The organism is Stenotrophomonas sp. LST15-1-1.1 (assembly GCF_040815575.1).
Taxonomy (GTDB): Bacteria; Pseudomonadota; Gammaproteobacteria; order Xanthomonadales; family Xanthomonadaceae; genus Stenotrophomonas; species Stenotrophomonas lactitubi_B.
This window is the reverse complement of the sequence record NZ_JBFPNJ010000033.1, coordinates 69413-90789: the sequence shown is the minus strand read 5'-3', so window position 1 is coordinate 90789 and position 21377 is coordinate 69413. Positions and strand designations below refer to the sequence as shown.

Genomic DNA, 21377 nt, shown 5'->3' with positions numbered 1-21377 from the left:
TCTATGCGACTGACTGCCCTGCCCGCATTTGCGGACAACTACATCTGGATGCTGATCGCCGACGACGGTGCTGCCGTGGTCGTCGATCCCGGCGACGCTGCGCCGGTCCTGGCGCTGGCCGACCAAGGCGTGCGCGTGGACACCATCCTGCTCACCCATCACCACGACGATCACATTGGCGGGGTACCGGCGCTGCAGGCGCGTTTCCCTGGCGTGCGCGTGGTCGCACCGGTCGAAGAGCGCATCCCGATGGCCACCGAGCGGGTCGGCGAAGGTGAACGTGTTCAGGCACTGGGCCGGATGTTCCACGTACTATCCGTCCCCGGGCACACCCGCAGCCACATCGCGTTTCACACCGCTGAACAGCTTTTCAGCGGAGATTCGTTGTTCAGCCTGGGCTGTGGACGCCTGTTCGAAGGTACGCCGTCCCAGCTGCTGGCATCGATGCGCAAGCTGGGTGCCCTGTCCGCGCAACTGCTGCTGTGTTGCGCTCACGAGTACACCGTGTCAAATGCCGTCTTCGCGCGGCATGTCGACCCCGCCAACGCTGCCTTGTTGCAGCGCCAAGAGGAGGCTTTGGCCATGCGCCGCGATGACCGTTCCACCCTGCCAGTATCCCTGGCCGATGAAATTGCCTGTAATCCGTTCCTGCGTACCCACACGGCGCCCATCCGCGCGGCCGTGTCGGCGCACCTGGGGCGCGAGGTCGTGGACGACGTCGACGTCATGGCCGGTCTCCGGCACTGGAAAGACGGCTTCCGCGCATGAGTCGCCGAAGTCTGCCGCTGGCCCTGGGTCTCGTCCTGGGGTTGGCCGGAACTGCCGGCGCACAATCGCTGGGCGCCGGCATCAGCCAGAACCTGACCGCCGCGTCGGCCCTGCCGCTGGATCCGTCGACGCTGCCGGCCGCATCGGTACGCAACGGCCAGGAGATCTTCTCCAGCTTCCGCGACGGCCTGGCCGAACCCACCTGTGACGCCGAGGCGACCAGCCCGCGCTGGCAGAAGCAGTTCGCCCACGCCCCTTCGCGGCTGGCCAACCAGGATGACGACGCGCTGGTGCTGTTCGGCTATGTGGTCGAAGAGCTGCGCAAAGCCAACCTGCCGACCGAATTCGCCCTGATTCCCTTCGTCGAGAGCGGCTACCGGCCCAATGCCCGCAACGGCAGCGGCCCGACCGGCCTGTGGCAGTTCATCGCCACGACCGCACGCAACCATCGCGTGCCCATGAGCAACAACTACGACGGACGGCTGTCGGCAGTGGAGTCCACCCAGGCCGCCGTGCGCTACCTGAAGACCCTGCATGGCATGTTCGGCGGCGACTGGCGCCTGGCCACCATGGCCTACAACGCCGGTGAGTACCGTGTGCTGCAGTCCATGCGCAAGGCCGGCATGAATGCGCAGAACGCCAAGCCGGCCGGCCTGCCGGGGCTGTCGCCGGTCACCCATGCCTACGTCGAGAAGCTGCATGCCCTGGCCTGCGTGCTGGAAGACGTGGAAGACCAGCCGGGCGTGATGGCCTCGCTGGACCGCACCGTCCCGGTGCTGAAGGACCACACCCTGCCGGCGGGCACCAGCGTCCAGCAGTGGGCCGCACAGCGCGCCCTGGACCCGGCGAAGATCGCCCGCTTGAACCCGGCCCTGGCCGCCGGCAACCGCCCGTCGGGCACGGCCCGCGTACTGGCCCCGGTTTCGGCATCCAGCGCGAACGTAGCCGACATCGCCAGCACGGCCGTTGCCACCGCACTGGCCAGCACTGCCAGCGCGGCGCCGAGCCCGCAGGTGGCAAAGGTGGTCGCGTCGGCTGCCGATCGCCCGCGCAACCGTCGCCACACCGTGCGCAACGGCGAATCGGCCTGGACCATCGCCCGTCGCTACGGCATGCCGGTGAAGGCATTGTTGTCGCTGAATGGCTTGAGCGGCAGCAGCGTGCTGAAGCCAGGCGCGGTACTGCGCGTCGAAGACTGACGGACAGGCCAAGCGCCTCCCCGTGTAGAGCCGAGCCTGTGCTCGGCTTTTTCTTGCCTGCGACCTGCCGGGGTTCATGACAAGCCGAGCATAGGCTCGGCTCTACAGTTCAATCTCCAGCAGCGCTCTCGCACAAAAAAGGCCCGGCAATGCCGGGCCTTTTCGTTCCTGCTCGCCAGAGGGCTTACAGGTTCGCTTCGGTGGTCTGCACCAGGAAGCGCTTGCGCATCGCATCGATGTAAGCCTTGGCAGCAGCCATGCCGTCGATCTGGCTCAGCTGGTCCTTCAACTGCTTCTGCTGTTCGGCGGTCACTTCCTTGATGTCGCCCGGGTTGACCTTGTTCACCGCAAACACCAGCGCATGACCGTTGACGTCGATCTTGCCGTAGCTCGGCTTGCCTTCGGCAGGCAGCGGGGCGCTGAAGATCGCGCGGTTGATCTCCGGGGTCGGCACCGGCTGGCTGCGCGGCAGGCCCGGCATCGGACTCAGCTGCAGCTTCTCGCTGGCAGCCAGCGACTGCAGGGTCGCGCCCGCCTTCAGCTTGGCCAGCAGGGCATCAGCGGCCTTGTCACCGGCCTGGCGCTGACGGTCGGCACGGATCGCGGCGATCACCTGCTCACGCGCCTTGTCCAGCGGCATCGCCTGCTCCGGGGTATGCGCGGCAACACGGATCACCACGCTGTGGTTGCTGCTGCCACCCAGGGCGATCGGATCGCTGGCGGTACCGTCCTGCACCAGGACGTCGGAGAAGGCAGCACGCAGCACGGCCGGATCAGCGGCAATGCCGGTGGCGGTGGTGCGCGTGATCGGGCCCAGCGTCTGCATCGGCAGGCCGACGTCCTTGGCGGCTGCGGCCAGGTCGCTCGGGCTCTTGTTGATGGCATCGACCAGGCGGCCTGCCAGATCGTTGAAGCCACGCTCACCGTCGGCCTTCAGCTGCTCGGCTGCCAGGGTGTCACGCACTTCTTCAAACGACTTGCCCTCGCCGCCACGAACCGCAGCAACCTTGATGATGTGGTAACCGAAGTCGGTCTTGATCGGGCCGATCACCTCACCCGCCTTGGCAGCAAACAGTGCGTCTTCGAACGGCTTGACCATCGCGCCACGTTCCACCCAACCCAGGTCACCGCCCTGCGCCTTGGAACCGGGATCTTCCGAGTTCGCCTTGGCCAGCGCGGCAAAGTCGGCACCTGCCGCCTTTGCTTCAACCGCCAGCTTGGCAGCCTTGGCTTCAGCACCGTCGCCGGTGATCAGGATATGCGCCGCCTGGCGCTGTTCCGGCGTGGTGAACTTGGCCTTTTCGTCTTCATAGCGCTTGCGCAGGGTCGCCTCGTCGGCCGCGGTCGGCGCCGGCAGGTTCGCACCATTGAGCTCGACATATTCCAGCGACACCGATTCGGCCTGACGGAAATCCTTGCCATGGCTGTCGTACCACTGCTTGATCTGCGCATCGGTCACCGGCGCGGTATCAACCGGAACTTCCGGCAGCGCGGCCAGTTCCACATCGCGGGTCTCGCCCAGCAGCTTCAACAGACGCTCGGTCTCTGCCTGGGTGACAAAGCCGGAATTCTGCAGGCCCGACGGGATCACCGACTGCTGCAGGCTCTCACGCACCAGTTCCTGGAACTGGGTCGGCGTGCGCGGCGGATTGCCACCGGCCAGGGCCAGGCGATAGTTGCTTTCGCTGAACTTGCCATCGGCGCCCAGGAAGCCGGGAATGGTGGTGATGTATTCGCGCACAGCGCCGTCGCCAATCACGACACCGGCCTGCTCACCGACCAGGCGCACGACCTGCTCGTCGATCAACTGGTCGAGCACGGCCAGCTTGTTCTCGGTGCTTTCGAACGCGCGCGGGTCGAAGTTCTCGCCCTGCTGCTGGCGTTCGCGCATGCGCTCCTGCTCGAAACGGGTGCGGAAGTCCTGTGCGCTGATCTCATGGTGCTGCCACATCATGCGCACCGGCCACCAGGACGGTGCCGAGCGCCACCAGGTCGGCGGTGCCGAAACCTTGGCGACGTTCTGTGCGCCGACGCCACCGAGGTAGCTGTTGTCGATGACGAACAGGAACGGAATCATCAGCAGCCCCAGGATCACGGTAACGATCCAGCCTGAGGTCTTGTCGCGGAGTTTCTGCAGCATGGTGAGGAATCACAAGGCTTGATTGGCGAGCCCGGCAGTGTAACCCGCTTCGCGGCGTGGACCAAAAGCAGTGCCGGCGGGGTCTGGCGCCCCCCTGCCCCGGCGATCGACACGATCGCGTGCATCGAAAGATGAAAAACAACACAAAGAAAAAGCCCCCGACTTGCGTCGAGGGCTCTTAGAGTTGGCGGAGCGGACGGGACTCGAACCCGCGACCTCCGGCGTGACAGGCCAGCATTCTAACCAGCTGAACTACCGCTCCGCGCTTGAAACTTTGCAGGCGCTCAGTATATCCGAAGACTTCCTGAAAACCTACCCCGCTGAACACTTTTTTCAAAGTTTTTTCACGAGGATTTAAGAGTTTTGCAATGGCGGAGCGGACGGGACTCGAACCCGCGACCTCCGGCGTGACAGGCCAGCATTCTAACCAGCTGAACTACCGCTCCGTATTGCAGACCTCTTTGTTTTCTCTACAACCGGATGGTTGGAGAGAAAACAAGGCCCCCAGCTTTTCGGCCGGGGGCCTCGTTGAAAATGGCGGAGCGGACGGGACTCGAACCCGCGACCTCCGGCGTGACAGGCCAGCATTCTAACCAGCTGAACTACCGCTCCACATTTCAAACTTACCGCGGTGCTGTGGTGGGTGCTGAGGGTTTCGAACCCCCGACCCTCTCCGTGTAAAGGAGACGCTCTACCGCTGAGCTAAGCACCCCAGCGAGCCGCTTAGTTTACAGCATCCTTCAGGGCCTTACCAGCCTTGAACGACGGATTCTTCGAAGCAGCGATCTTGATGGTGTCGCCGGTCTTCGGGTTGCGGCCGGTACGGGCAGCACGGTCGCGGACCTGGAAGGTACCGAAGCCAACCAGGGTGACCGCATCGCCGTCCTTCAGCGCCTTGGTGACGGCAGCAACGACGGCATCGACAGCGCGGCTGGACTCGGCCTTGGTCAGGTCGGCAGCTTCAGCAACGGCATCGATCAATTCGGTCTTGTTCATTCTTTACAACTCCTTTGGCGGTGGGTTCCGCGTATTCGACAGGGAAGCAACCGCACGACGTCTGCATGCGGTTGCCATGTGGAAACGGTTCGCCGAATTCAGTGAGCGCTGACTGCGATCACTCATTCGCGAGTGCTGCTTTTATACCAGCGGCCCTACCCCCACGCAAGCTGGAAAGCCAGCAACGACGCGGGTTTCAAGCATTTCGACAGGACGCATCAATGCTTGACGCGGGCGTTTCCACTCGGTTTGGCCTTGCTGCGCACCGTGACGCGTTGCGCACTCTTGCGCGTCTTCTTCGGCGCCAGCGGACGTTCCAGCGCCAGATCAAGCACTTCCTCGATGTACTTCACCGGCACGATCTCCAGATCGCGGGTGACGTTGGCGGGAATGTCGGCAAGATCCTTGCGGTTCTCATCGGGGATGATCACCGTGCGGATTCCGCCGCGCAGTGCCGCCAGCAACTTCTCCTTCAGGCCGCCGATCGCGGTGACGCGACCACGCAGGGTGATTTCGCCGGTCATCGCCACATCGGCGCGCACGGCCACCTTGGTCAGCATCGACACCAGCGATGTCACCATCGCCGCACCGGCACTGGGGCCATCCTTCGGCGTCGCACCATCGGGTACATGCAGATGCACGTCGTGCTTCTGCAGGAACTCCGGATCGATACCGAAGCCGACCGCACGCGAACGCACTACCGACAACGCCGCCGACGCCGATTCCTTCATCACGTTGCCGAGCTGGCCGGTCAGGATCAGCTGGCCCTTGCCCGGCACCAGCGTCGATTCGATCTGCAGCAGATCGCCACCAACTTCGGTCCAGGCCAGGCCCGTGACCAGGCCGATCTCGTTCTCTTCTTCGGCACGGCCGAAGTCGAAGCGACGCACGCCCAGGTACTTGTCCAGGTTCTTGCTCGACACGCTCACCAGCGCCTTGGACTTGCGCGCACCCTTCTTTGCCTTCGCCACCGGCTGCGGTCCACCCAGCGCGATCTCCTTCACCACCTTGCGGCAGATCTTGGCGATCTCGCGCTCCAGGTTGCGCACGCCGGATTCGCGCGTGTAGTAGCGCACGATGTCCTGGATCGCATCGCTGCCGATCTCCAGCTCTTCCGGCTTCAGGCCGTTGGCCTTGATCTGCTTGGGAGCCAGATAACGGGTGGCGATGTTGAGCTTCTCATCCTCGGTGTAACCGGGGATGCGGATCACTTCCATGCGGTCCAGCAGCGGGCCGGGGATGTTGAGCGAGTTGGAGGTCGCCACGAACATCACTTCGGACAGGTCCAGGTCCACTTCCAGGTAGTGGTCGTTGAATGCGTTGTTCTGCTCGGGGTCGAGCACTTCCAGCAGCGCCGAGGACGGATCGCCGCGGAAGTCCATCGACATCTTGTCGATCTCGTCCAGCACGAACAGCGGGTTCTTGCTGCCGACCTTGTTGAGGTTCTGCACGATGCGGCCCGGCATCGAACCGACATAGGTACGACGGTGGCCACGGATCTCGGCTTCGTCGCGCACGCCGCCCAGCGACATGCGCACGAACTTGCGGTTGGTGGCCTTGGCGATGGACTGGCCCAGCGACGTCTTGCCCACGCCCGGCGGCCCGACCAGGCACAGGATCGGGCCCTTCATCTGCTTCACCCGCGACTGCACCGCCAGGTATTCAAGGATGCGTTCCTTGACCTTCTCCAGGCCGTAGTGATCGGCATCGAGGGTATCCTGCGCGGCCTTGAGGTCCTTGCGCACCTTGCTGCGCTTCTTCCACGGCACGCCCAGCAGCCACTCCAGGTAGTTGCGCACGACCGCTGCTTCGGCGGACATCGGCGACATCTGCTTGAGCTTGTTGAGCTCGTTGCGCGCCTTGGTTTCCACCGGCTTGGGCATGCCTGCTTCGGCGATCTTGCGCGCCAGCTCTTCCAGTTCGCCCGGCGCGTCGTCAAGGTCGCCCAGCTCCTTCTGGATGGCCTTCATCTGTTCGTTGAGGTAGTACTCGCGCTGGCTCTTTTCCATCTGCGACTTCACGCGGCCGCGGATGCGTTTTTCCATCTGCTGCACGTCGATCTCGCCGTCGACCAGACCAACCAGCATCTCCAGGCGTTCGCCCACGGCCAGCGTTTCCAGCAGGCGCTGCTTGTCCGACAAGCGCACGCTGATATGCGCGGCGATGGTGTCGGCCAGGCGCGTCGGCTCATCGATGCCGGCCAGGGTCTGCAGCAGCTCCGGCGGCAGCTTGCGGTTGGTCTTGACGTACTGCTCGAACAGCGACATCAGCGAGCGGGCGATGGCCTCGATCTCGCGCGGCTCACGTGCATCGGTGGCGTCGATTTCGACGGCCTGGCCGTGCAGCGATCCATCGCGCTCGCTGACGCTGGTCACCTGCACGCGCGACAGGCCTTCGACCAGCACCTTGATGGTGCCGTCGGGCAGCTTCAGCAGCTGCAACACCTGCGCCAGGGTGCCGACCTGGTAGAGGTCGGCGGCCTGCGGGTCATCGGTCTCGGCCGACTTCTGCGCCAGCAGCAGGATCCGCTTGTCTGCTTCCATTGCCTGTTCCAGCGCATGCATGGACTTGTCGCGGCCGACGAACAGCGGGATGACCATGTGCGGGAATACCACTACGTCGCGCAGCGGCAGGACCGGCAGGTCGAGGGTCTCACTTGGGGAACGGGCCATGGGGGCTCCAGGGAAGGGGAAAACCGTCTCCGGGAGGGCATCTTCCGGAGACAAAAAAAGCCGATGGCCCCGTTATGGGGCCATCGGCTTTCAGATGCAAGACGTTCCGAGAAAATTCTTTCTATTCAACAAGTTGAAAGAATCATTCGGCGCCAGCGGCCTTCTGTTCAGGGGCCGGCGGGGTCTGGTAGATCAGGTACGGCTCGGACTTGTGCTCGATCACCGATTCATCCACGACAACCTTGCTGACGTTTTCCTGCGACGGCAGATCGTACATGGTGTCCAGCAGGACCGATTCGACGATGGTACGCAGGCCACGGGCGCCGGTCTTGCGCTTGAGCGCCTTCTTGGCGATGGCCGACAACGCGTCCGGACGGAACTCCAGCTCGACGTTCTCCATCTCGAACAGCTTCTTGAACTGCTTGGTGATGGCGTTCTTCGGCTCGGTCAGGATGCGGATCAGGGCCGGCTCGTCCAGCTCCTCCAGGGTCGCGACCACCGGCAGGCGGCCCACGAACTCGGGAATCAGGCCGAACTTGATCAGGTCTTCCGGCTCGACTTCGGCCAGCACCTTGCCCACTTCCTGCTTGCGCTCGCTGCTCTTCACCTTGGCGCCGAAACCGATGCCGCCGGCGTCGTTGGAACGCTGCTGGATCACCTTGTCCAGGCCAGCGAACGCGCCGCCGCAGATGAACAGGATGTTCTTGGTGTCCACCTGCAGGAATTCCTGCTGCGGATGCTTGCGCCCACCCTGCGGCGGAACGCTGGCCACGGTGCCTTCGATCAGCTTCAACAGGGCCTGCTGCACGCCTTCGCCGGACACATCGCGGGTGATCGACGGGTTCTCGCTCTTGCGCGAGATCTTGTCGATTTCATCGATGTAGACGATGCCCTGCTGTGCCTTCTCGACGTCGTAGTCGCACTTCTGCAGCAGCTTCTGGATGATGTTCTCCACGTCCTCGCCCACGTAACCGGCTTCGGTCAGCGTGGTGGCGTCGGCCATGGTGAACGGCACGTTGAGCAGGCGGGCCAGGGTCTCGGCCAGCAGGGTCTTGCCCGAACCGGTCGGACCGACCAGCAGGATGTTCGACTTCGCCAGCTCGACTTCGTCGTTCTTCTGGCGGCTCTCGATGCGCTTGTAGTGGTTGTACACGGCCACGGCCAACGTCCGCTTCGCGCGGTTCTGGCCGATCACGTACTGGTCGAGCACCTCGAGGATCTCGCGCGGCTTGGGCAGCGAACTGCGTGCCGACTGCGCCTTTTCCTCAAGCTCCTCACGGATGATGTCGTTGCACAGCTCCACGCACTCATCGCAGATGAACACGCTCGGACCGGCAATCAGCTTGCGCACTTCATGCTGGCTCTTGCCGCAGAAAGAGCAGTAGAGGATCTTGCCGGTGTCCGTGGAACGACCTTGGCGGTCTTCGCTCATGCTTCGCTTACCCAGTTACGCCACCCGCTGAACGGGGGTTCGATTCGAGAATAACACAGGGCCGGAGGGACATCAGTCCACCCGACCCTGCAGGAACGGGGCCTGCCATGGCCCCGTGGATGCCGGTCAGCCGGCCTGGATCGACTCTTCCGGACGACGCTCCAGGACCTGGTCGACCAGGCCGTAGGCGACCGCGTCGACCGCGCTCTTGAAGTTGTCGCGCTCGGTATCGCGCGCGATGGTCTCCAGCGACTGGCCGGTGTGCTTGGCCAGCACTTCGTTCAGGCGCGCACGCAGGGTCAGGATCTCGCGGGCGTGGATGTCGATGTCGGTGGCCTGGCCCTGGAAGCCGCCCAGCGGCTGGTGGATCATCACCCGCGAGTTCGGCAGCGCATAGCGCTTGCCCGCTGCACCGGAAGCCAGCAGCAGCGCGCCCATCGAGGCGGCCTGGCCGACGCAGATGGTGCTCACGTCCGGCTTGATGTACTGCATGGTGTCGTAGATCGCCATGCCGGCGGTGACCACGCCACCCGGCGAGTTGATGTAGATGCTGATGTCCTTTTCCGGGTTTTCCGCTTCCAGGAACAGCAGCTGCGCCACCACCACGTTGGCCATGTGATCGTCGATCGGGCCAACCAGGAAGATCAGGCGCTCCTTCAACAGGCGCGAATAGATGTCGTAGGCACGCTCGCCGCGGCTGGTCTGCTCGACCACCATGGGAACCATGTTCAGGGCTTTGGTTCGGTTGTCCATTTCGTGAGGTACCTATCTTGGGGGGAAACACCCCCGCGCCAGGGCTGGCGCGGGGTATCCGGCAATCGGCCAGGGATTACTGGCGGATCGCGTCCTGGAACGACAGCTTTTCTTCAGTGTGCTGGGCGCGCTCGGCGATCCAGTCGATCACCTGCTCTTCCATCACGCGGTTCTGCAGGCCAGACATCAGCTGGGGGTCGTTGCGGTACATCTCAATGACCTGCTCCGGCTCTTCGTAGGTCGAAGCGATCAGACGCATCGTTTCATTCAGACGCTTCGGCTCCAGGCGCAGGTCGTTGCTGCGGGCCACTTCGCCGACCACCAGGCCGACCAGCACGCGCTTGGCAGCAGCGTCCTTGAAGCCTTCGTGGGCGTCGGCCGGGATCTCGCCCGGGTTGCGGCCACTGCGGCGGATCTGCTCGACCTGCTGGGCCAGCATGGCGCGGGCTTCGTTCTCGACCAGGCGCGGCGGCATTTCCACCGAAGCGTAGGCCGCGATCAGCTGCTCGCCGACTTCACGACGCAGGCGATTCATCAATGCGCCCTTCAGCTCGCGCTCGAGGTTGGCACGGATGTCGCTGCGGAACTGCTCGACGTCGCCGCCCTTCACGCCGAAGCTCTTGATGAAGGCTTCATCGACCGCCGGCACGACCGGCTCGGAGACGTCGGTGACCTTGACGGTGACCTGCACGGTCTTGCCCGCCAGCGCCGGCACGCGCCAGTCAGCCGGGAACTCGACGTCCAAGGTCTTCTCTTCGTCCTTGGCCAGGCCGACCAGGCCCTGCTCGATGGTTTCGAACATCATGCCCTGACCGAGCACGATGCTGCCCTTCTCGGTGCCTTCCGCCGGCAGGCGCTCGTCACCGGCCTGCGACCAGGTTTCCAGTGCGACCAGGTCGCCGTCCTGCGCGGCACGGGTGACCGGCGACCAGCTGCGACGCTGGGTCTGCAGGTTCTCGATCATCTGGTCGATGTCGGCGTCGGTGATCTCGGCGGTGTGGCGCACGACGGTCAGCTTGCTGACGTCGATGTCACCGAAGTCCGGCACCACTTCGACGGTGGCCACGAAGGAGAACTCACCCTCGTCGCCCTTGTCGATGCGCGGGCTGCCGACGATGCGCAGGTCGTGCTCGCGCACGGCGGCATCGAAGGTCTCGCGCAGCAGGCCGTCCAGCGCCTCGCCACGGACCTGCGCGCCGAAGCGCTGCTCGATCACCTTGGCCGGCACCTTGCCCGGACGGAAACCCTTGATGCGGGTGGTGCGGGCGATTTCGCCCAGGCGGCCGTTGATGTGGCTCTGCAGACGGTCTTCCGGCAGCGAGAAGCTCAGGCGGCGTTCCAGGTTGCCGATGGTTTCGATCGAAGCTTGCATGTTGACTCCTGCCACCGGTGGCGCCCTGGCCCCCGGCTCGATGATGGATGAAACGGTTGTAAGGACACGACGTCGATGACGCGCCTGCTTGCCGCAGCCCTTTAGTTTCGCCCAATTCGGGCGGCGCCGCCAGCATGGCCGGGCGCAGGGCTTGACGCGGAATGCCCGACTGGGCGGGGGACGGGCCGGCCTGGTGCGAAAGGGGGGACTCGAACCCCCACGCCTTGCGGCACTGGAACCTAAATCCAGGGCGTCTACCAATTCCGCCACTTTCGCGTGGCCGGCTCAGGCGTTCATTGTTGCAGGCGGGGGCGGAAAGCGGAAGGCTTCCACAAAACTGAATACGCCTGAAGAGAATGAAAACAGCCCGGGGCGGCGGGTGCCGGTCCGGGCCGCCGGATCAATGCGCGGGCTGCGCCTGCCCCGACGCCGCACCATCGCTGCCCACCGCAGCATCGCGCTGGTGGGCCTCAAGCGTCGCGCCGTCTTCAGAGCGCCTCATTTCAACCGCATCCGCAGGCACCCCCTCCCCCGTCGCCCGGGCTGGACGCATTGCCGTCGCCGCGTCGACCGGTTGCGCGGGGACATGCTCGGCATCGGCCGCGCGCTCCACCGTCTGCGCGTGATCCGGCGCGGCCCCGGCAGTGGCGGCGTCGTCCGCCCTGCAACCTGACAGCACGATCACCGCCAGGCCGGACAGCATCAGACCCACAATCCTGTTAATGGCCATCAGAGCACTCCTCATGCATGCGCCTTCGGCGCGGAACACCTATTGGGAGCGATGCCGATGGCAACCGGTGAGAAGCAGCTCACAGCATTGAACATGTCGATGACGCATTTGGCGCTGATTTCAGCCGCGCTTCAGTAGATCCACGCCATGCGTGGGTTGCGCGCTTCGTGCGGTCCTCATCCACGCAGGGCACGGACCTACCGACGCTGTCGCGGGCAAGAAAAAAGCCACTTGGCGGACCAAGTGGCTTTCGTCTGGTGGGCTGTCAAGGATTCGAACCTTGGACCTATTGATTAAGAGTCAACTGCTCTACCAACTGAGCTAACAGCCCGAAATCGGGGGCGAATTATCACCCGATCCGCGGGGGCGTTGCAAGTACTTTCTTCAACCTGGTTGAAACAAGCACTGCAACCGGCGATCCATCGCGAAGGGTTACATCTGAAGAAAAAAGCCATCGAGTGGACCCGATGGCTTCTGTCTTGGTGGGCTGTCAAGGATTCGAACCTTGGACCTATTGATTAAGAGTCAACTGCTCTACCAACTGAGCTAACAGCCCTTGAAACTCAGGCGCACATTGTAGCGTGCACTCTGTTTATTGCAATACCGTTTCGGCGCTGCCGAGGCGGTTGAATCAGTGGGGTGGCTGAGGGGATTCGAACCCCCGACCACCGGAATCACAATCCGGTACTCTAACCAACTGAGCTACAGCCACCACTGAAACTTTCGCTTCACCGTCGATGCTGCCGACGTTGATGCTTGATACGTTGCCGGGGACTGTCACCGAAGTTCCGGTCCGCCGAAGCGAGTCCGACATTCTGGTGGAGTCGCCAGGGTTTTGCAAGCACTTCTTCACATCCGCCAGCTACGTTCCGGTGTCGCACCAGCCAATGGCGCGCCCGACAGGAATCGAACCTGTAACCGCCGGCTTAGAAGGCCGGTGCTCTATCCAGTTGAGCTACGGGCGCCCGAACCGGAACGGCGTCCAATCCGACGTGATGTGGATTGGTCGGGGTAGAGGGATTCGAACCCCCGACATCCTGCTCCCAAAGCAGGCGCGCTACCAGACTGCGCTATACCCCGGTGTTGCAATCTCCTCGGACCTGGGCCCGGGGAGCTGACCATTGTGGCCAAGCGTCCTGCGAACTGTCAACGCGCAATTCCTGCCCTGCCCCGCCATGACCACAGCTTACGCAGTCATCGGCTATGCTCGCAGCCAGCGGCCGGATGGCCGAATCGCCCCCTTTTCGCACGGAGACCTCGCATGCGCAGCGGCAACCCGGCTCTTTCCGAGTCGACCTTCCTCGATCTGGCCAGTGGCTCGGTGGTGACCAGCCCCGACCAGGCCATGACCCTCAACGGCACCGTCAACAAGACCGGCTTCCTGCTGCTGCTGACCGTGCTGACAGCAGCGTTCGCCTGGAACCAGACCGTGGACGACTACGGCCAGGTGATGGCCGGCGCCAAGCTGTACGCCATGGGCGGCGCGATCGGCGGCCTGGTGCTGGCCCTGATCACCGTCTTCAAGAAGGAGTGGTCGCCGGTCACCGCGCCGATGTATGCGCTGGTGGAAGGCCTGTTCCTGGGCGCAATTTCCGCGCTGTTCGAACTGCGCTTCCCGGGCATCGTTTTCCAGGCGGTGCTGCTGACCTTCGGCACCTTGTTCGCACTGCTGTTCGCCTACCGCAGCGGCCTGATCAAGGCCACCGAAAACTTCAAGCTCGGCGTGGTCGCCGCCACCGGCGGCATCGCCCTGCTGTACCTGGCGTCGTTCGTACTGGGCTTCTTCAACATCAACGTGCCGGTGATCCATGACGCCAGCTGGCTGGGCATCGCCTTCAGCCTGTTCGTGGTGGTGGTTGCCGCGCTGAACCTGGTGCTGGATTTCGACTTCATCGAAACCGGAGTGGCCCAGCGCGCACCGAAGTACATGGAATGGTATGGCGCATTCGGCCTGATGGTGACCCTGGTCTGGCTGTATGTGGAGTTCCTGCGCCTGCTGTCGAAGATCCAGCAGCGCTGATCCAATTCATGCCGTAAACGACAAGGCCGCGGTCCGTCGGGATCGCGGCCTTTTCTGTAGCGTCGAGCGCGCTCGACTCCCACGGAATCACGCCCCATGGCAGACACCTCCCCTCCCCACTTCCACAGCTATCGCCCGGCCGATGGCCATCGCCTGCCACACGATCCGTTCAACGCCATCATCGGCCCGCGCCCCATCGGCTGGATCTCCAGTCGTGATGCCGACAGCAACGTGAACCTGGCGCCCTACAGCTTCTTCAATGCCTTCAACTACACGCCGCCGATCATTGGTTTCAGCAGCCAGGGGCGCAAGGACTCGCTGCGCAACATCGAAGCCACCGGCGAGTTCGTCTGGAACCTCGCCACATTCGATCTGGCCCAGGCAATGAACGAAAGCTGCCGCGCCGTCGCGCCTGAAGTGGACGAGTTCGCATTGGCGGGTCTGACACCCCTGGCCTCGGAGCAGGTTGCACCGCCGCGCGTGGCGCAGAGCCCGGTGAGCATGGAGTGCCGCTGCACGCAGATCGTACGCCTGCGCGATGCGGCCGGTAACGACACCAATGGCTGGCTGGTACTGGGAGAAGTGGTCGCCGTGCATATCGATACGCGGTTGCTGGTCGACGGCATCTACGACACTGCAGCGAGCGACACCATCCTGCGCGGCGGCGGACCGGCCGACTATTTCCGGATCACCGCCGACCAGCGCTTCCGCATGCTGCGGCCCGCCTGAGCCCTCATCCCGCCGCCCCACGGGACAGCAGCAACGGCAACGACGAAGCCAGCATGGCAATTCCGGAGGCGGTCAACAGACCCAGCACGATCTGCCGGAAACGCGCTTCACTGATGCCGATATAGAGCTTGGCCCCCAGCAGCGTTGGCACCAGCATTGCCGGCGCGACAATGGCGAAGTACGGCAGCATCTGCCGGGTCACCATGCCGGTACCGACATAGGTGGCCATGGTCACCGCCAGCATCGCCAGGTTGAAGTTCTGGATGACCGCGCGCTGCTCGTCCTTGCCGAAGCCACGCAGCGTACTCCACAGCGTCGGCACCGGCCCGGCGAAGCCACCGATGCCACTGAGCACACCGCCAGCCATGCCGGCCAGCGCGTCGCCGAACCGGCCGCCCACGGTGACCGGCGGCAGCGAACGCGCCATCAGCATCACCGGGCACCACAGCGCCAGGAATCCTCCCAGCAGCGCCTTGAACCAGACCATGTCCAGCTGCGGCAGCACCATCACACCCAGCGGAATGCCCGCCAACCCACCGAGCACGAACGGCAGCAGCAGGCGCAGGTTGAAGCCACGGCGCACGGTGAAGACCGCCAGCAACTGGCCGACCAGCGCGCCGAACACCGACAGCGTCGCCGCAAGCCGAGGATCCAGCCCCCACGCCCAGAACGACATCGCGACCATGCCGAACGCGAAACCGGACAGGCCCTGTACGAACCCCGCGACGATCGCGCCCAGCGCGACCAGCAGATACACCGACTCCATCCCCACTCCTCACCGCTGCCGTGCAACTACCCTGCCGCACCCGACGCTGCAGCGTAATGCGCGGCCAGATGATCGACCAGCGCGCGCACTTTCGGCGCCAGCGCACGCGCATGGGGATAGAGCGCGAAATAGCAGCGCGTGCCACCGTGCCAGCTGGGCAGCACGCGGATCAACCGGCCGGCGCGCAGGTCTTCCTGCACCGTGAGCGCGGTGAACAGACTGATGCCCATGCCGGCCAGTACGGCCGCATACAGTGCCGGCGTGGCGTCCACGCGCAGTCGTTGACCGGCTTCCACGCTGACGATGGCACCACGCGGCCCGTGCAGCTGCCACGGCGTGATCGCCGCAACCGGGTTGAAACCCAACAGCGCGTGGCTGTGCAGATCGGCCACCTGTCGAGGCAGTCCGTGCCGGGCGAGGTAGGCCGGTGCCGCAACCAGGATGCGCGGGCAGCGCGCCAGTTCACGGGCGACCAGTTGGCTGTCAGGCAAGGACGGCGCGATGCGCAGGGCGAGATCGAAGCCCCCGCCGACCACATCGACCAGCTGATCGTCGGCCGACAGTTCCAGTGCCACCTGCGGATAGCGCGCCAGGAAGCCAGGCAGCCAATGCGGCAACTCCTGGCTGGCGACCACCTGCGGCACGCTGACCCGCACGCGCCCGCTGGGCTGGGCCTGGCCGGCCCGCGCACGGTCATCGGCGGCCTCCAACCGGTCAAGCAGCGCCACCGCCTCGCGGTAGTAGTCGCGCCCGGCCTCGGTCAGCGACAGTCGCCGGCTGTTGCGATCCAGCAGCCGCACCTGCAGGTGCTCTTCAAGTTGACGCAACTGCCGCGACATCGCCGAATGGGTGGTATCCAGCCGCTCGGCGGCGGCAGTGAAACTGCCTGCATCGACGATCGCGCGCAAAGCCCGCAGGGCGGCGAAATGATCCATCGGGCGGTGACTCCGGTCGGCGGGGCCCGCTCGCTGCGGACCCCGCCAGCTTATCAAGCGTCGTCGCCGGCCATGCGCACCGGCAGGGCCAGGATCGCCGAGGTGGTCATGACATCGCCAAAGGCATCCTCGATCTGCGCCAGCGACGCTTCATGCAATGCACGGTGGCCGATGCTCCCGCCACTGGCCAGATCCAGATCGCGGCTGGCAGAGGCATCGGAGGCCACGATCACCCGATAGCCGCGCGGCGCCGCAGCGGCATCGCGTGCAGCACCGGCAACGCAGGCATGGGTCTGCAGGCCGGTGACGATCAGGGTGTCGATACCGGCATCCTTCAGCGCCTTGTCCAATACCGCTGCCGAGGCACCGGCGAACACGCTGACGTTGTCCTTCTGCACCACGGTCTCGCCCTTGCGCGGCTGCATGTCACGGTGGAAGGCGGCGTTGACGCTGCCCTCTGCGAACAGCGGCGCGCCGGCCGGCAGCACGTGCTGCACGTGGATCACGCGGATGCCGTTGGCATCAGCGAAGTCGACCACGCGGCGCGTCTGGCGCAGGGCCGCCACGCCATCGGGAATGACCATGCGGCCCCCGGCGAAACCCGGGGCGGCGCCGGCATCGAAGTACTCGTTCTGGAAATCGATCACCAGCACGGCGGTCTTCGTTGCGTCGAGCGAGGTGGCAGCCGGAGCGCCGGCCATATGGCGGATGGTGGGATGGACCGGCTCGGCGGCGACAACCGGGGCGGTGGCAGCCATGCCGATCAGGCCGGCCAGGCCGAAAGCAGTGAGGTTCATGGTCAAGCTCCTGTGCGGTGGAAAGTGGGCACAGGATGAGGAGCATTGAATGCACGAACCAGCCACCTTCGAGCACACGATCTGTGCGAAACATGCACAGATCCATTCTTGCGGAGGTGGTGAAACGCAGCGGGGCGCCCGAAGGCGCCCCGCTGTGGATCCGACCGGGGTCGAGCCGTCGCTTACAGGCGGCTGGCGATCGCCTTGGCGAAGCCCATCGTGTTGCCAGTGCCGCCGAGGTCGCCGGTCAGCGAATCCTTGGCTTCCAGCGTGGCCACGATGGCCTTGCGCAGGCGCTCGGCGTTTTCCGGCTGACCGACATGGTCCAGCATCTGTGCCGCTGCCAGCAGCAGGGCGCACGGATTGGCCTTGCCCTGGCCGGCGATGTCCGGCGCGGTGCCGTGCACGGCTTCGAAGATCGCCGCGTCCTTGCCGATGTTGGCACCCGGAGCCAGGCCCAGGCCACCGACCAGACCCGCGCACAGGTCGGAAATGATGTCGCCGAACAGGTTGGTGGTGACGATGATGTCGAACTGTTCCGGACGCATCACCAGCTGCATGCAGGCGTTGTCGACGATCATTTCCTGGAACTCGATGTCCGGGTACTGCGCGGCGACTTCACGGGCCACGGCCAGGAACAGGCCCGAGGTCGACTTGATGATGTTGGCCTTGTGCACGGCGGTGACCTTCTTGCGGCCGGTGCTCTTGGCCAGCTCGAAGGCATAACGCACGATGCGCTCGGAGCCCTTGCGGGTGATGCGGGTGCCGGAGAAGGCGGTCTCGCCGTCGGCCGACACTTCCTGGCCTTCGGCCAGGTACGCACCTTCGGTGTTCTCGCGAACGGTGATCAGGTCGACGTTCTCGAAACGCGACTTGGTGTTCGGGAAGGTGTGGGCCGGACGCACGTTGGCGTACAGGTCGAAGTGGCGGCGCAGGCTGACGTTGATCGAGGTGAAGCCACCACCGACCGGCGTGGTCAGCGGGCTCTTCAGCGCGACCTTGTTGCGCGCGATCGATTCCAGGGTCACCGCCGGCATCAGATCGCCGTGCTTCTCCAGCGCCACCAGGCCGGCGTCGGCGTCTTCGTACTCCAGGCCAGTCTTGAGCTGGTCGAGCACGAACAGGGTGGCGTCCATGATTTCCGGGCCAATGCCGTCGCCGCGGATGACCGTAATTTTCTGCGTCATTGATCGATGTTCCGAACAGGGGGAAAAACGCCGTCCGGACGTGCCCGGAAACGCCGGCGCAAAGGAAGTTTCACCCGCAATTATGCCTTACCCGGCTCGGAGACCCCAAATAGGCAATTAGTCCGAGCCGGGTAAGGCAGAATTGCCCGCGCATCCCACCTTATCCCCACGCCTTCGGCGCGCCCCCTTGAACAACAAGGGGGCTCCTGGGCTGTTGGGTTGCGGGAAAGGCCCGGCGCATGCCCGGGTAGTGCCGGCCGCTGGCCGGCAACCTCTGCCAATTCGGGTCCACTGGATGCCGGCCAGCGGCCGGCACTACCAGAGAGCCTGGTTCGCGGTAGCGGCCGGGCTCAGTGCTCGTGCGCGGCCGGGGCGGTGGCGCCGCCTTCCAGCTGGTCGAGGAAGTCCACGGCGCGGCGCAGGTGCGGGATCACGATCGAGCCGCCGACCACCAGGCCGACCGAGAAGGTCTCGAAGAACTCCTCACGGGTGACGCCGGCGTCCTTGCACTGGGCCACGTGGTAGCTGATGCAGTCGTCGCAGCGCAGCACCATCGAGGCCACCAGGCCCAGCAGCTCCTTGGTCTTCACGTCCAGCGCGCCGGCTTGGTAGGTCTGCGTGTCCAGCGCGAAGAAGCGGCGCACCACCTGGTTCGGCTCGCCCAGGATGCGTTCATTCATGCGCTTGCGGAAATCGGTGAACTCGGCGATCCGGTCCTTGCTGCCGTCGTCAGCCGCGCTCATGCCTGGCCCTGCCCGGCCAGCAGCGGCTCGAGCTTGCCTTCACGATGCAGGGCCATCATGTCGTCGTAGCCGCCCACGTGGACGTCGCCCACGAAGATCTGCGGGACGCTGGTACGGCGGGTCTTGGCCATCATCTTCTCGCGCTCGACCGGGTCCAGGTCGATGCGGACCTCGGTCCATTGCTGGCCCTTGCTCTTGAGGAAGTTCTTGGCGGCCACGCAGTAAGGGCAGACGGCGGTGGAATAGATGGTGATGGCGGGGGTAGCGCCGGCGGACTGGGCTGTCACGGGAAACTCCACGATGGATCGACGGTCCATATATGGTACCGGTGCGCTGGAATTTCCACGCCACGCCCGCAACACTGTGGATTGATTAACGAATGGTTGCCCCCTGCCCTGCCACGCTGGGCAGACTCTGCCCGAGGATCGACCGCTTGCGACCCCTGCTGCTCACCGTTGCCCTGACCCTAGCCCTGGCCGCCCCGCTGGCGCAGGCCCAGGAGAAGCTGCCGGACATCGGTTCCTCGGCGGGCGAACTGCTGACTCCGGCCCGCCAGGCCGAGTACGGCGCGATGATGCTGCGCGAGCTGCGCAACTACGGCTACCTGCTGGACGATCCACTGGTCAACGACTGGCTGCAGACCATGGGCACCCGCCTCGGTTCCAACAGCGACCAGCCACGCCAGCCCTACACGTTCTTCGTGATGAAGGACCGCCAGATCAATGCGTTCGCTACCCTCGGCGGCTATATCGGCGTCAACGCCGGCCTGGTGCTGACGGCCGAGCGCGAGGACGAGGTGGCGGCGGTGCTGTCGCACGAAATCGCCCACGTCACCCAGCAGCATGTGCTGCGCGGGGTCGAGCGCGCCCAGCGCGACCAGATCCCGATCCTGCTGGGCATGCTGGCGGCGGTGGTTGCCGCCCAGGCCAGCAACAGCTCCTCCTCGGGCAACGCCACCATGGCGGCGATCAGCTCGGGCATGGGCCTGATGCAGCAACGGCAGATCGACTACACCCGCTCCAACGAATCCGAGGCCGACCGGCTGGGCATCCGCACACTGTCGCGCAGCGGCTACGACGTGGATGCGATGGCCGGCTTCTTCGAGCGCATGTCCTCGGCGATGCGCGGCAACGACGGCGGTTACAGCGTTCCCGACTTCCTGCGCACGCACCCGGTCAACACCACCCGTATCAGCGAGGCCAAGGCCCGCGCCGAACAGATGAAGAAGGACACGGTGCTGCTGACCACCCGCACGCCCAGCGGCGAGCGCAGGGAACGGGTGGATCCGGCCGACCCGACCCTGGGCGATCCGCTGCTGCGCGGCATCAACCCGCTGTTGCCCGGCAGCGTGCTGCGGGTGCCGATCGGCCAGCTCAGCCGCGGCGCCAGTGGCGATTTCAACTGGGCCCGCGAACGCCTGCGCGTACTCAGCGCCGACAGCCCGGCCGAACTGCAGCGTGAGTACGCCGATCTTGCGCGGCGGCAGAAGGATGGCCTGGACGACGCCCAGCGTTACGGCCAGGCACTGGCCAACATGCGCGGTGGCCGCAGCGGCGCCAGCGAGGCCCGGCAGACGTTGACCGAGCTGCTGAAGACCCACCCGGACAGCCTCTGGGTCGCCCTGGCCCTGGCCGAGGCGGAATCGCGCACCGGCCAGTCCGCCCAGGCCAATGCGCGCTTCGAGCAGCTGCTGCACGAACACCCCAACAGCCGGCCGGTGGCCCTGACCTATGCCGAAATCCTGAATGAGCAGGGCGGCCAGGCCGCGGGTCAGCGCGCGCAGGCGATGCTGCGTCCGCTGCTGTCGCAAAGCGGTAACGATCCGGTCTTCCAGCAGCGCTACGCCCGCGCCAGTGAACTGGCCGGTGACAGTGTCCGCGCCAGCGAGGCCTATGCCGAGGCAGCGTTCCTGGGCGGGCGACCCGAACAGGCCCTGATGCAGCTGCAGGCACTCAAGCGCAACCCCGCCCTGGACTATGTCGGCCGGGCCCGGGTGGATGCGCGGATCGAGTCGATCACGCCCACCGTACTCGAGCTGCGCCGGCAGGGTGTACAGGACCCGGACCTGGACCGGCGCTGAGCACGGCATGACCGGCAGATGGCAGCAATGCCAGATGCCGGCCAGGCAGTCACAAACA

The 21377-nt window shown here is 65.0% G+C and carries 18 protein-coding genes and 10 tRNA genes; 5 read left to right on the top strand and 23 right to left on the bottom strand.

What is annotated here, in order from left to right:
* Positions 1-3: 3 nt before the first annotated feature.
* Complete coding sequence (gene gloB / locus MRBLST15_RS19340; protein ID WP_367787432.1) at positions 4-768, top strand: hydroxyacylglutathione hydrolase; 765 nt, start codon at positions 4-6, stop codon at positions 766-768.
* Positions 765-1967 (top strand): lytic transglycosylase domain-containing protein, encoded by a 1203-nt coding sequence (locus tag MRBLST15_RS19335; protein ID WP_265952234.1) that lies wholly within the window; start codon positions 765-767, stop codon positions 1965-1967. Before gloB ends, MRBLST15_RS19335 begins: the two co-directional genes overlap by 4 nt.
* Before the next feature lie 184 nt (positions 1968-2151).
* On the opposite strand, the gene MRBLST15_RS19330 is transcribed toward MRBLST15_RS19335, so the two are convergent.
* The 17 genes from MRBLST15_RS19330 to MRBLST15_RS19250 form a co-directional block, all read right to left on the bottom strand.
* Complete coding sequence (locus MRBLST15_RS19330; protein WP_265952233.1) at positions 2152-4107, bottom strand: peptidyl-prolyl cis-trans isomerase; 1956 nt, start codon at positions 4105-4107, stop codon at positions 2152-2154.
* Between the two features lie 185 nt (positions 4108-4292).
* Positions 4293-4369 (bottom strand) — tRNA-Asp (locus tag MRBLST15_RS19325).
* A gap of 107 nt (positions 4370-4476) precedes the next feature.
* Positions 4477-4553, bottom strand: a tRNA-Asp gene (locus tag MRBLST15_RS19320).
* 89 nt (positions 4554-4642) lie between these two features.
* A tRNA-Asp gene (locus MRBLST15_RS19315) sits at positions 4643-4719 on the bottom strand.
* 25 nt (positions 4720-4744) lie between these two features.
* Positions 4745-4819 (bottom strand) — tRNA-Val (locus MRBLST15_RS19310).
* A gap of 11 nt (positions 4820-4830) precedes the next feature.
* Positions 4831-5103, bottom strand: coding sequence for an HU family DNA-binding protein (locus MRBLST15_RS19305; protein ID WP_004146343.1), 273 nt, complete (start codon positions 5101-5103; stop codon positions 4831-4833).
* A 218-nt stretch (positions 5104-5321) separates the two neighbouring features.
* The gene (lon, locus tag MRBLST15_RS19300; protein WP_265952229.1) at positions 5322-7775 is read right to left on the bottom strand and encodes an endopeptidase La; all 2454 of its coding nucleotides are present in this window, start codon (positions 7773-7775) and stop codon (positions 5322-5324) included.
* A gap of 142 nt (positions 7776-7917) precedes the next feature.
* Positions 7918-9207, bottom strand: coding sequence for an ATP-dependent Clp protease ATP-binding subunit ClpX (gene clpX, locus MRBLST15_RS19295; protein ID WP_099819177.1), 1290 nt, complete (start codon positions 9205-9207; stop codon positions 7918-7920).
* A gap of 126 nt (positions 9208-9333) precedes the next feature.
* Positions 9334-9960 (bottom strand): ATP-dependent Clp endopeptidase proteolytic subunit ClpP, encoded by a 627-nt coding sequence (gene clpP / locus MRBLST15_RS19290; protein ID WP_025878142.1) that lies wholly within the window; start codon positions 9958-9960, stop codon positions 9334-9336.
* Between the two features lie 76 nt (positions 9961-10036).
* Positions 10037-11332, bottom strand: coding sequence for a trigger factor (tig, locus tag MRBLST15_RS19285; protein WP_099819176.1), 1296 nt, complete (start codon positions 11330-11332; stop codon positions 10037-10039).
* Between the two features lie 191 nt (positions 11333-11523).
* Positions 11524-11608, bottom strand: a tRNA-Leu gene (locus tag MRBLST15_RS19280).
* A 124-nt stretch (positions 11609-11732) separates the two neighbouring features.
* Positions 11733-12062, bottom strand: coding sequence for a hypothetical protein (locus tag MRBLST15_RS19275; RefSeq protein ID WP_367787427.1), 330 nt, complete (start codon positions 12060-12062; stop codon positions 11733-11735).
* A 255-nt stretch (positions 12063-12317) separates the two neighbouring features.
* Positions 12318-12393 (bottom strand) — tRNA-Lys (locus MRBLST15_RS19270).
* Positions 12394-12542: 149 nt separating this feature from the next.
* Positions 12543-12618, bottom strand: a tRNA-Lys gene (locus tag MRBLST15_RS19265).
* A gap of 79 nt (positions 12619-12697) precedes the next feature.
* Positions 12698-12774, bottom strand: a tRNA-His gene (locus MRBLST15_RS19260).
* Positions 12775-12950: 176 nt separating this feature from the next.
* Positions 12951-13027: transfer RNA gene (locus MRBLST15_RS19255), tRNA-Arg, on the bottom strand.
* A gap of 38 nt (positions 13028-13065) precedes the next feature.
* Positions 13066-13142: transfer RNA gene (locus MRBLST15_RS19250), tRNA-Pro, on the bottom strand.
* Between the two features lie 181 nt (positions 13143-13323).
* Here MRBLST15_RS19250 and MRBLST15_RS19245 point away from each other — a divergent pair.
* The gene (locus MRBLST15_RS19245; protein WP_367787425.1) at positions 13324-14082 is read left to right on the top strand and encodes a Bax inhibitor-1/YccA family protein; all 759 of its coding nucleotides are present in this window, start codon (positions 13324-13326) and stop codon (positions 14080-14082) included.
* Positions 14083-14178: 96 nt separating this feature from the next.
* Positions 14179-14811: a flavin reductase family protein gene (locus MRBLST15_RS19240; protein WP_265951475.1), complete on the top strand. Its 633-nt coding sequence runs from the start codon at positions 14179-14181 to the stop codon at positions 14809-14811.
* Between the two features lie 4 nt (positions 14812-14815).
* Here MRBLST15_RS19240 and MRBLST15_RS19235 read toward each other — a convergent pair whose 3' ends face one another.
* The 6 genes from MRBLST15_RS19235 to grxC all read right to left on the bottom strand — a co-directional run bounded on the left by MRBLST15_RS19235 (position 14816) and on the right by grxC (position 19526).
* Complete coding sequence (locus tag MRBLST15_RS19235) at positions 14816-15577, bottom strand: sulfite exporter TauE/SafE family protein (RefSeq protein WP_367787423.1); 762 nt, start codon at positions 15575-15577, stop codon at positions 14816-14818.
* Between the two features lie 26 nt (positions 15578-15603).
* The gene (locus MRBLST15_RS19230) at positions 15604-16512 is read right to left on the bottom strand and encodes a LysR family transcriptional regulator (RefSeq protein WP_367787421.1); all 909 of its coding nucleotides are present in this window, start codon (positions 16510-16512) and stop codon (positions 15604-15606) included.
* A gap of 53 nt (positions 16513-16565) precedes the next feature.
* The gene (locus tag MRBLST15_RS19225) at positions 16566-17309 is read right to left on the bottom strand and encodes a cysteine hydrolase family protein (RefSeq protein WP_367787419.1); all 744 of its coding nucleotides are present in this window, start codon (positions 17307-17309) and stop codon (positions 16566-16568) included.
* 182 nt (positions 17310-17491) lie between these two features.
* Positions 17492-18496 (bottom strand): isocitrate dehydrogenase, encoded by a 1005-nt coding sequence (locus tag MRBLST15_RS19220; protein ID WP_099819170.1) that lies wholly within the window; start codon positions 18494-18496, stop codon positions 17492-17494.
* Positions 18497-18846: 350 nt separating this feature from the next.
* Positions 18847-19239, bottom strand: a complete 393-nt coding sequence (locus tag MRBLST15_RS19215) for a carboxymuconolactone decarboxylase family protein (protein ID WP_265951479.1) — start codon at positions 19237-19239, stop codon at positions 18847-18849.
* A complete protein-coding gene (gene grxC, locus MRBLST15_RS19210; RefSeq protein ID WP_025878124.1) occupies positions 19236-19526 on the bottom strand; it encodes a glutaredoxin 3 in 291 nt (96 codons plus the stop codon). Before grxC ends, MRBLST15_RS19215 begins: the two co-directional genes overlap by 4 nt.
* A gap of 92 nt (positions 19527-19618) precedes the next feature.
* Between grxC and MRBLST15_RS19205 the strand changes: the two genes are divergently transcribed.
* Positions 19619-21319, top strand: coding sequence for a M48 family metalloprotease (locus tag MRBLST15_RS19205; RefSeq protein ID WP_367787416.1), 1701 nt, complete (start codon positions 19619-19621; stop codon positions 21317-21319).
* Positions 21320-21377 lie beyond the last annotated feature (58 nt).

Bases quoted from the DNA above. Each gene is read 5' to 3' on its own strand.
- gloB (WP_367787432.1), top strand. From the start codon at position 4: ATGCGACTGACTGCCCTGCCCGCATTTGCGGACAACTACATCTGGATG.
- MRBLST15_RS19335 (WP_265952234.1), top strand. From the start codon at position 765: ATGAGTCGCCGAAGTCTGCCGCTGGCCCTGGGTCTCGTCCTGGGGTTG.
- MRBLST15_RS19330 (WP_265952233.1), bottom strand. From the start codon at position 4,107: ATGCTGCAGAAACTCCGCGACAAGACCTCAGGCTGGATCGTTACCGTG.
- MRBLST15_RS19305 (WP_004146343.1), bottom strand. From the start codon at position 5,103: ATGAACAAGACCGAATTGATCGATGCCGTTGCTGAAGCTGCCGACCTG.
- lon (WP_265952229.1), bottom strand. From the start codon at position 7,775: ATGGCCCGTTCCCCAAGTGAGACCCTCGACCTGCCGGTCCTGCCGCTG.
- clpX (WP_099819177.1), bottom strand. From the start codon at position 9,207: ATGAGCGAAGACCGCCAAGGTCGTTCCACGGACACCGGCAAGATCCTC.
- clpP (WP_025878142.1), bottom strand. From the start codon at position 9,960: ATGGACAACCGAACCAAAGCCCTGAACATGGTTCCCATGGTGGTCGAG.
- tig (WP_099819176.1), bottom strand. From the start codon at position 11,332: ATGCAAGCTTCGATCGAAACCATCGGCAACCTGGAACGCCGCCTGAGC.
- MRBLST15_RS19275 (WP_367787427.1), bottom strand. From the start codon at position 12,062: ATGGCCATTAACAGGATTGTGGGTCTGATGCTGTCCGGCCTGGCGGTG.
- MRBLST15_RS19245 (WP_367787425.1), top strand. From the start codon at position 13,324: ATGCGCAGCGGCAACCCGGCTCTTTCCGAGTCGACCTTCCTCGATCTG.
- MRBLST15_RS19240 (WP_265951475.1), top strand. From the start codon at position 14,179: ATGGCAGACACCTCCCCTCCCCACTTCCACAGCTATCGCCCGGCCGAT.
- MRBLST15_RS19235 (WP_367787423.1), bottom strand. From the start codon at position 15,577: ATGGAGTCGGTGTATCTGCTGGTCGCGCTGGGCGCGATCGTCGCGGGG.
- MRBLST15_RS19230 (WP_367787421.1), bottom strand. From the start codon at position 16,512: ATGGATCATTTCGCCGCCCTGCGGGCTTTGCGCGCGATCGTCGATGCA.
- MRBLST15_RS19225 (WP_367787419.1), bottom strand. From the start codon at position 17,309: ATGAACCTCACTGCTTTCGGCCTGGCCGGCCTGATCGGCATGGCTGCC.
- MRBLST15_RS19220 (WP_099819170.1), bottom strand. From the start codon at position 18,496: ATGACGCAGAAAATTACGGTCATCCGCGGCGACGGCATTGGCCCGGAA.
- MRBLST15_RS19215 (WP_265951479.1), bottom strand. From the start codon at position 19,239: ATGAGCGCGGCTGACGACGGCAGCAAGGACCGGATCGCCGAGTTCACC.
- MRBLST15_RS19205 (WP_367787416.1), top strand. From the start codon at position 19,619: ATGGTTGCCCCCTGCCCTGCCACGCTGGGCAGACTCTGCCCGAGGATC.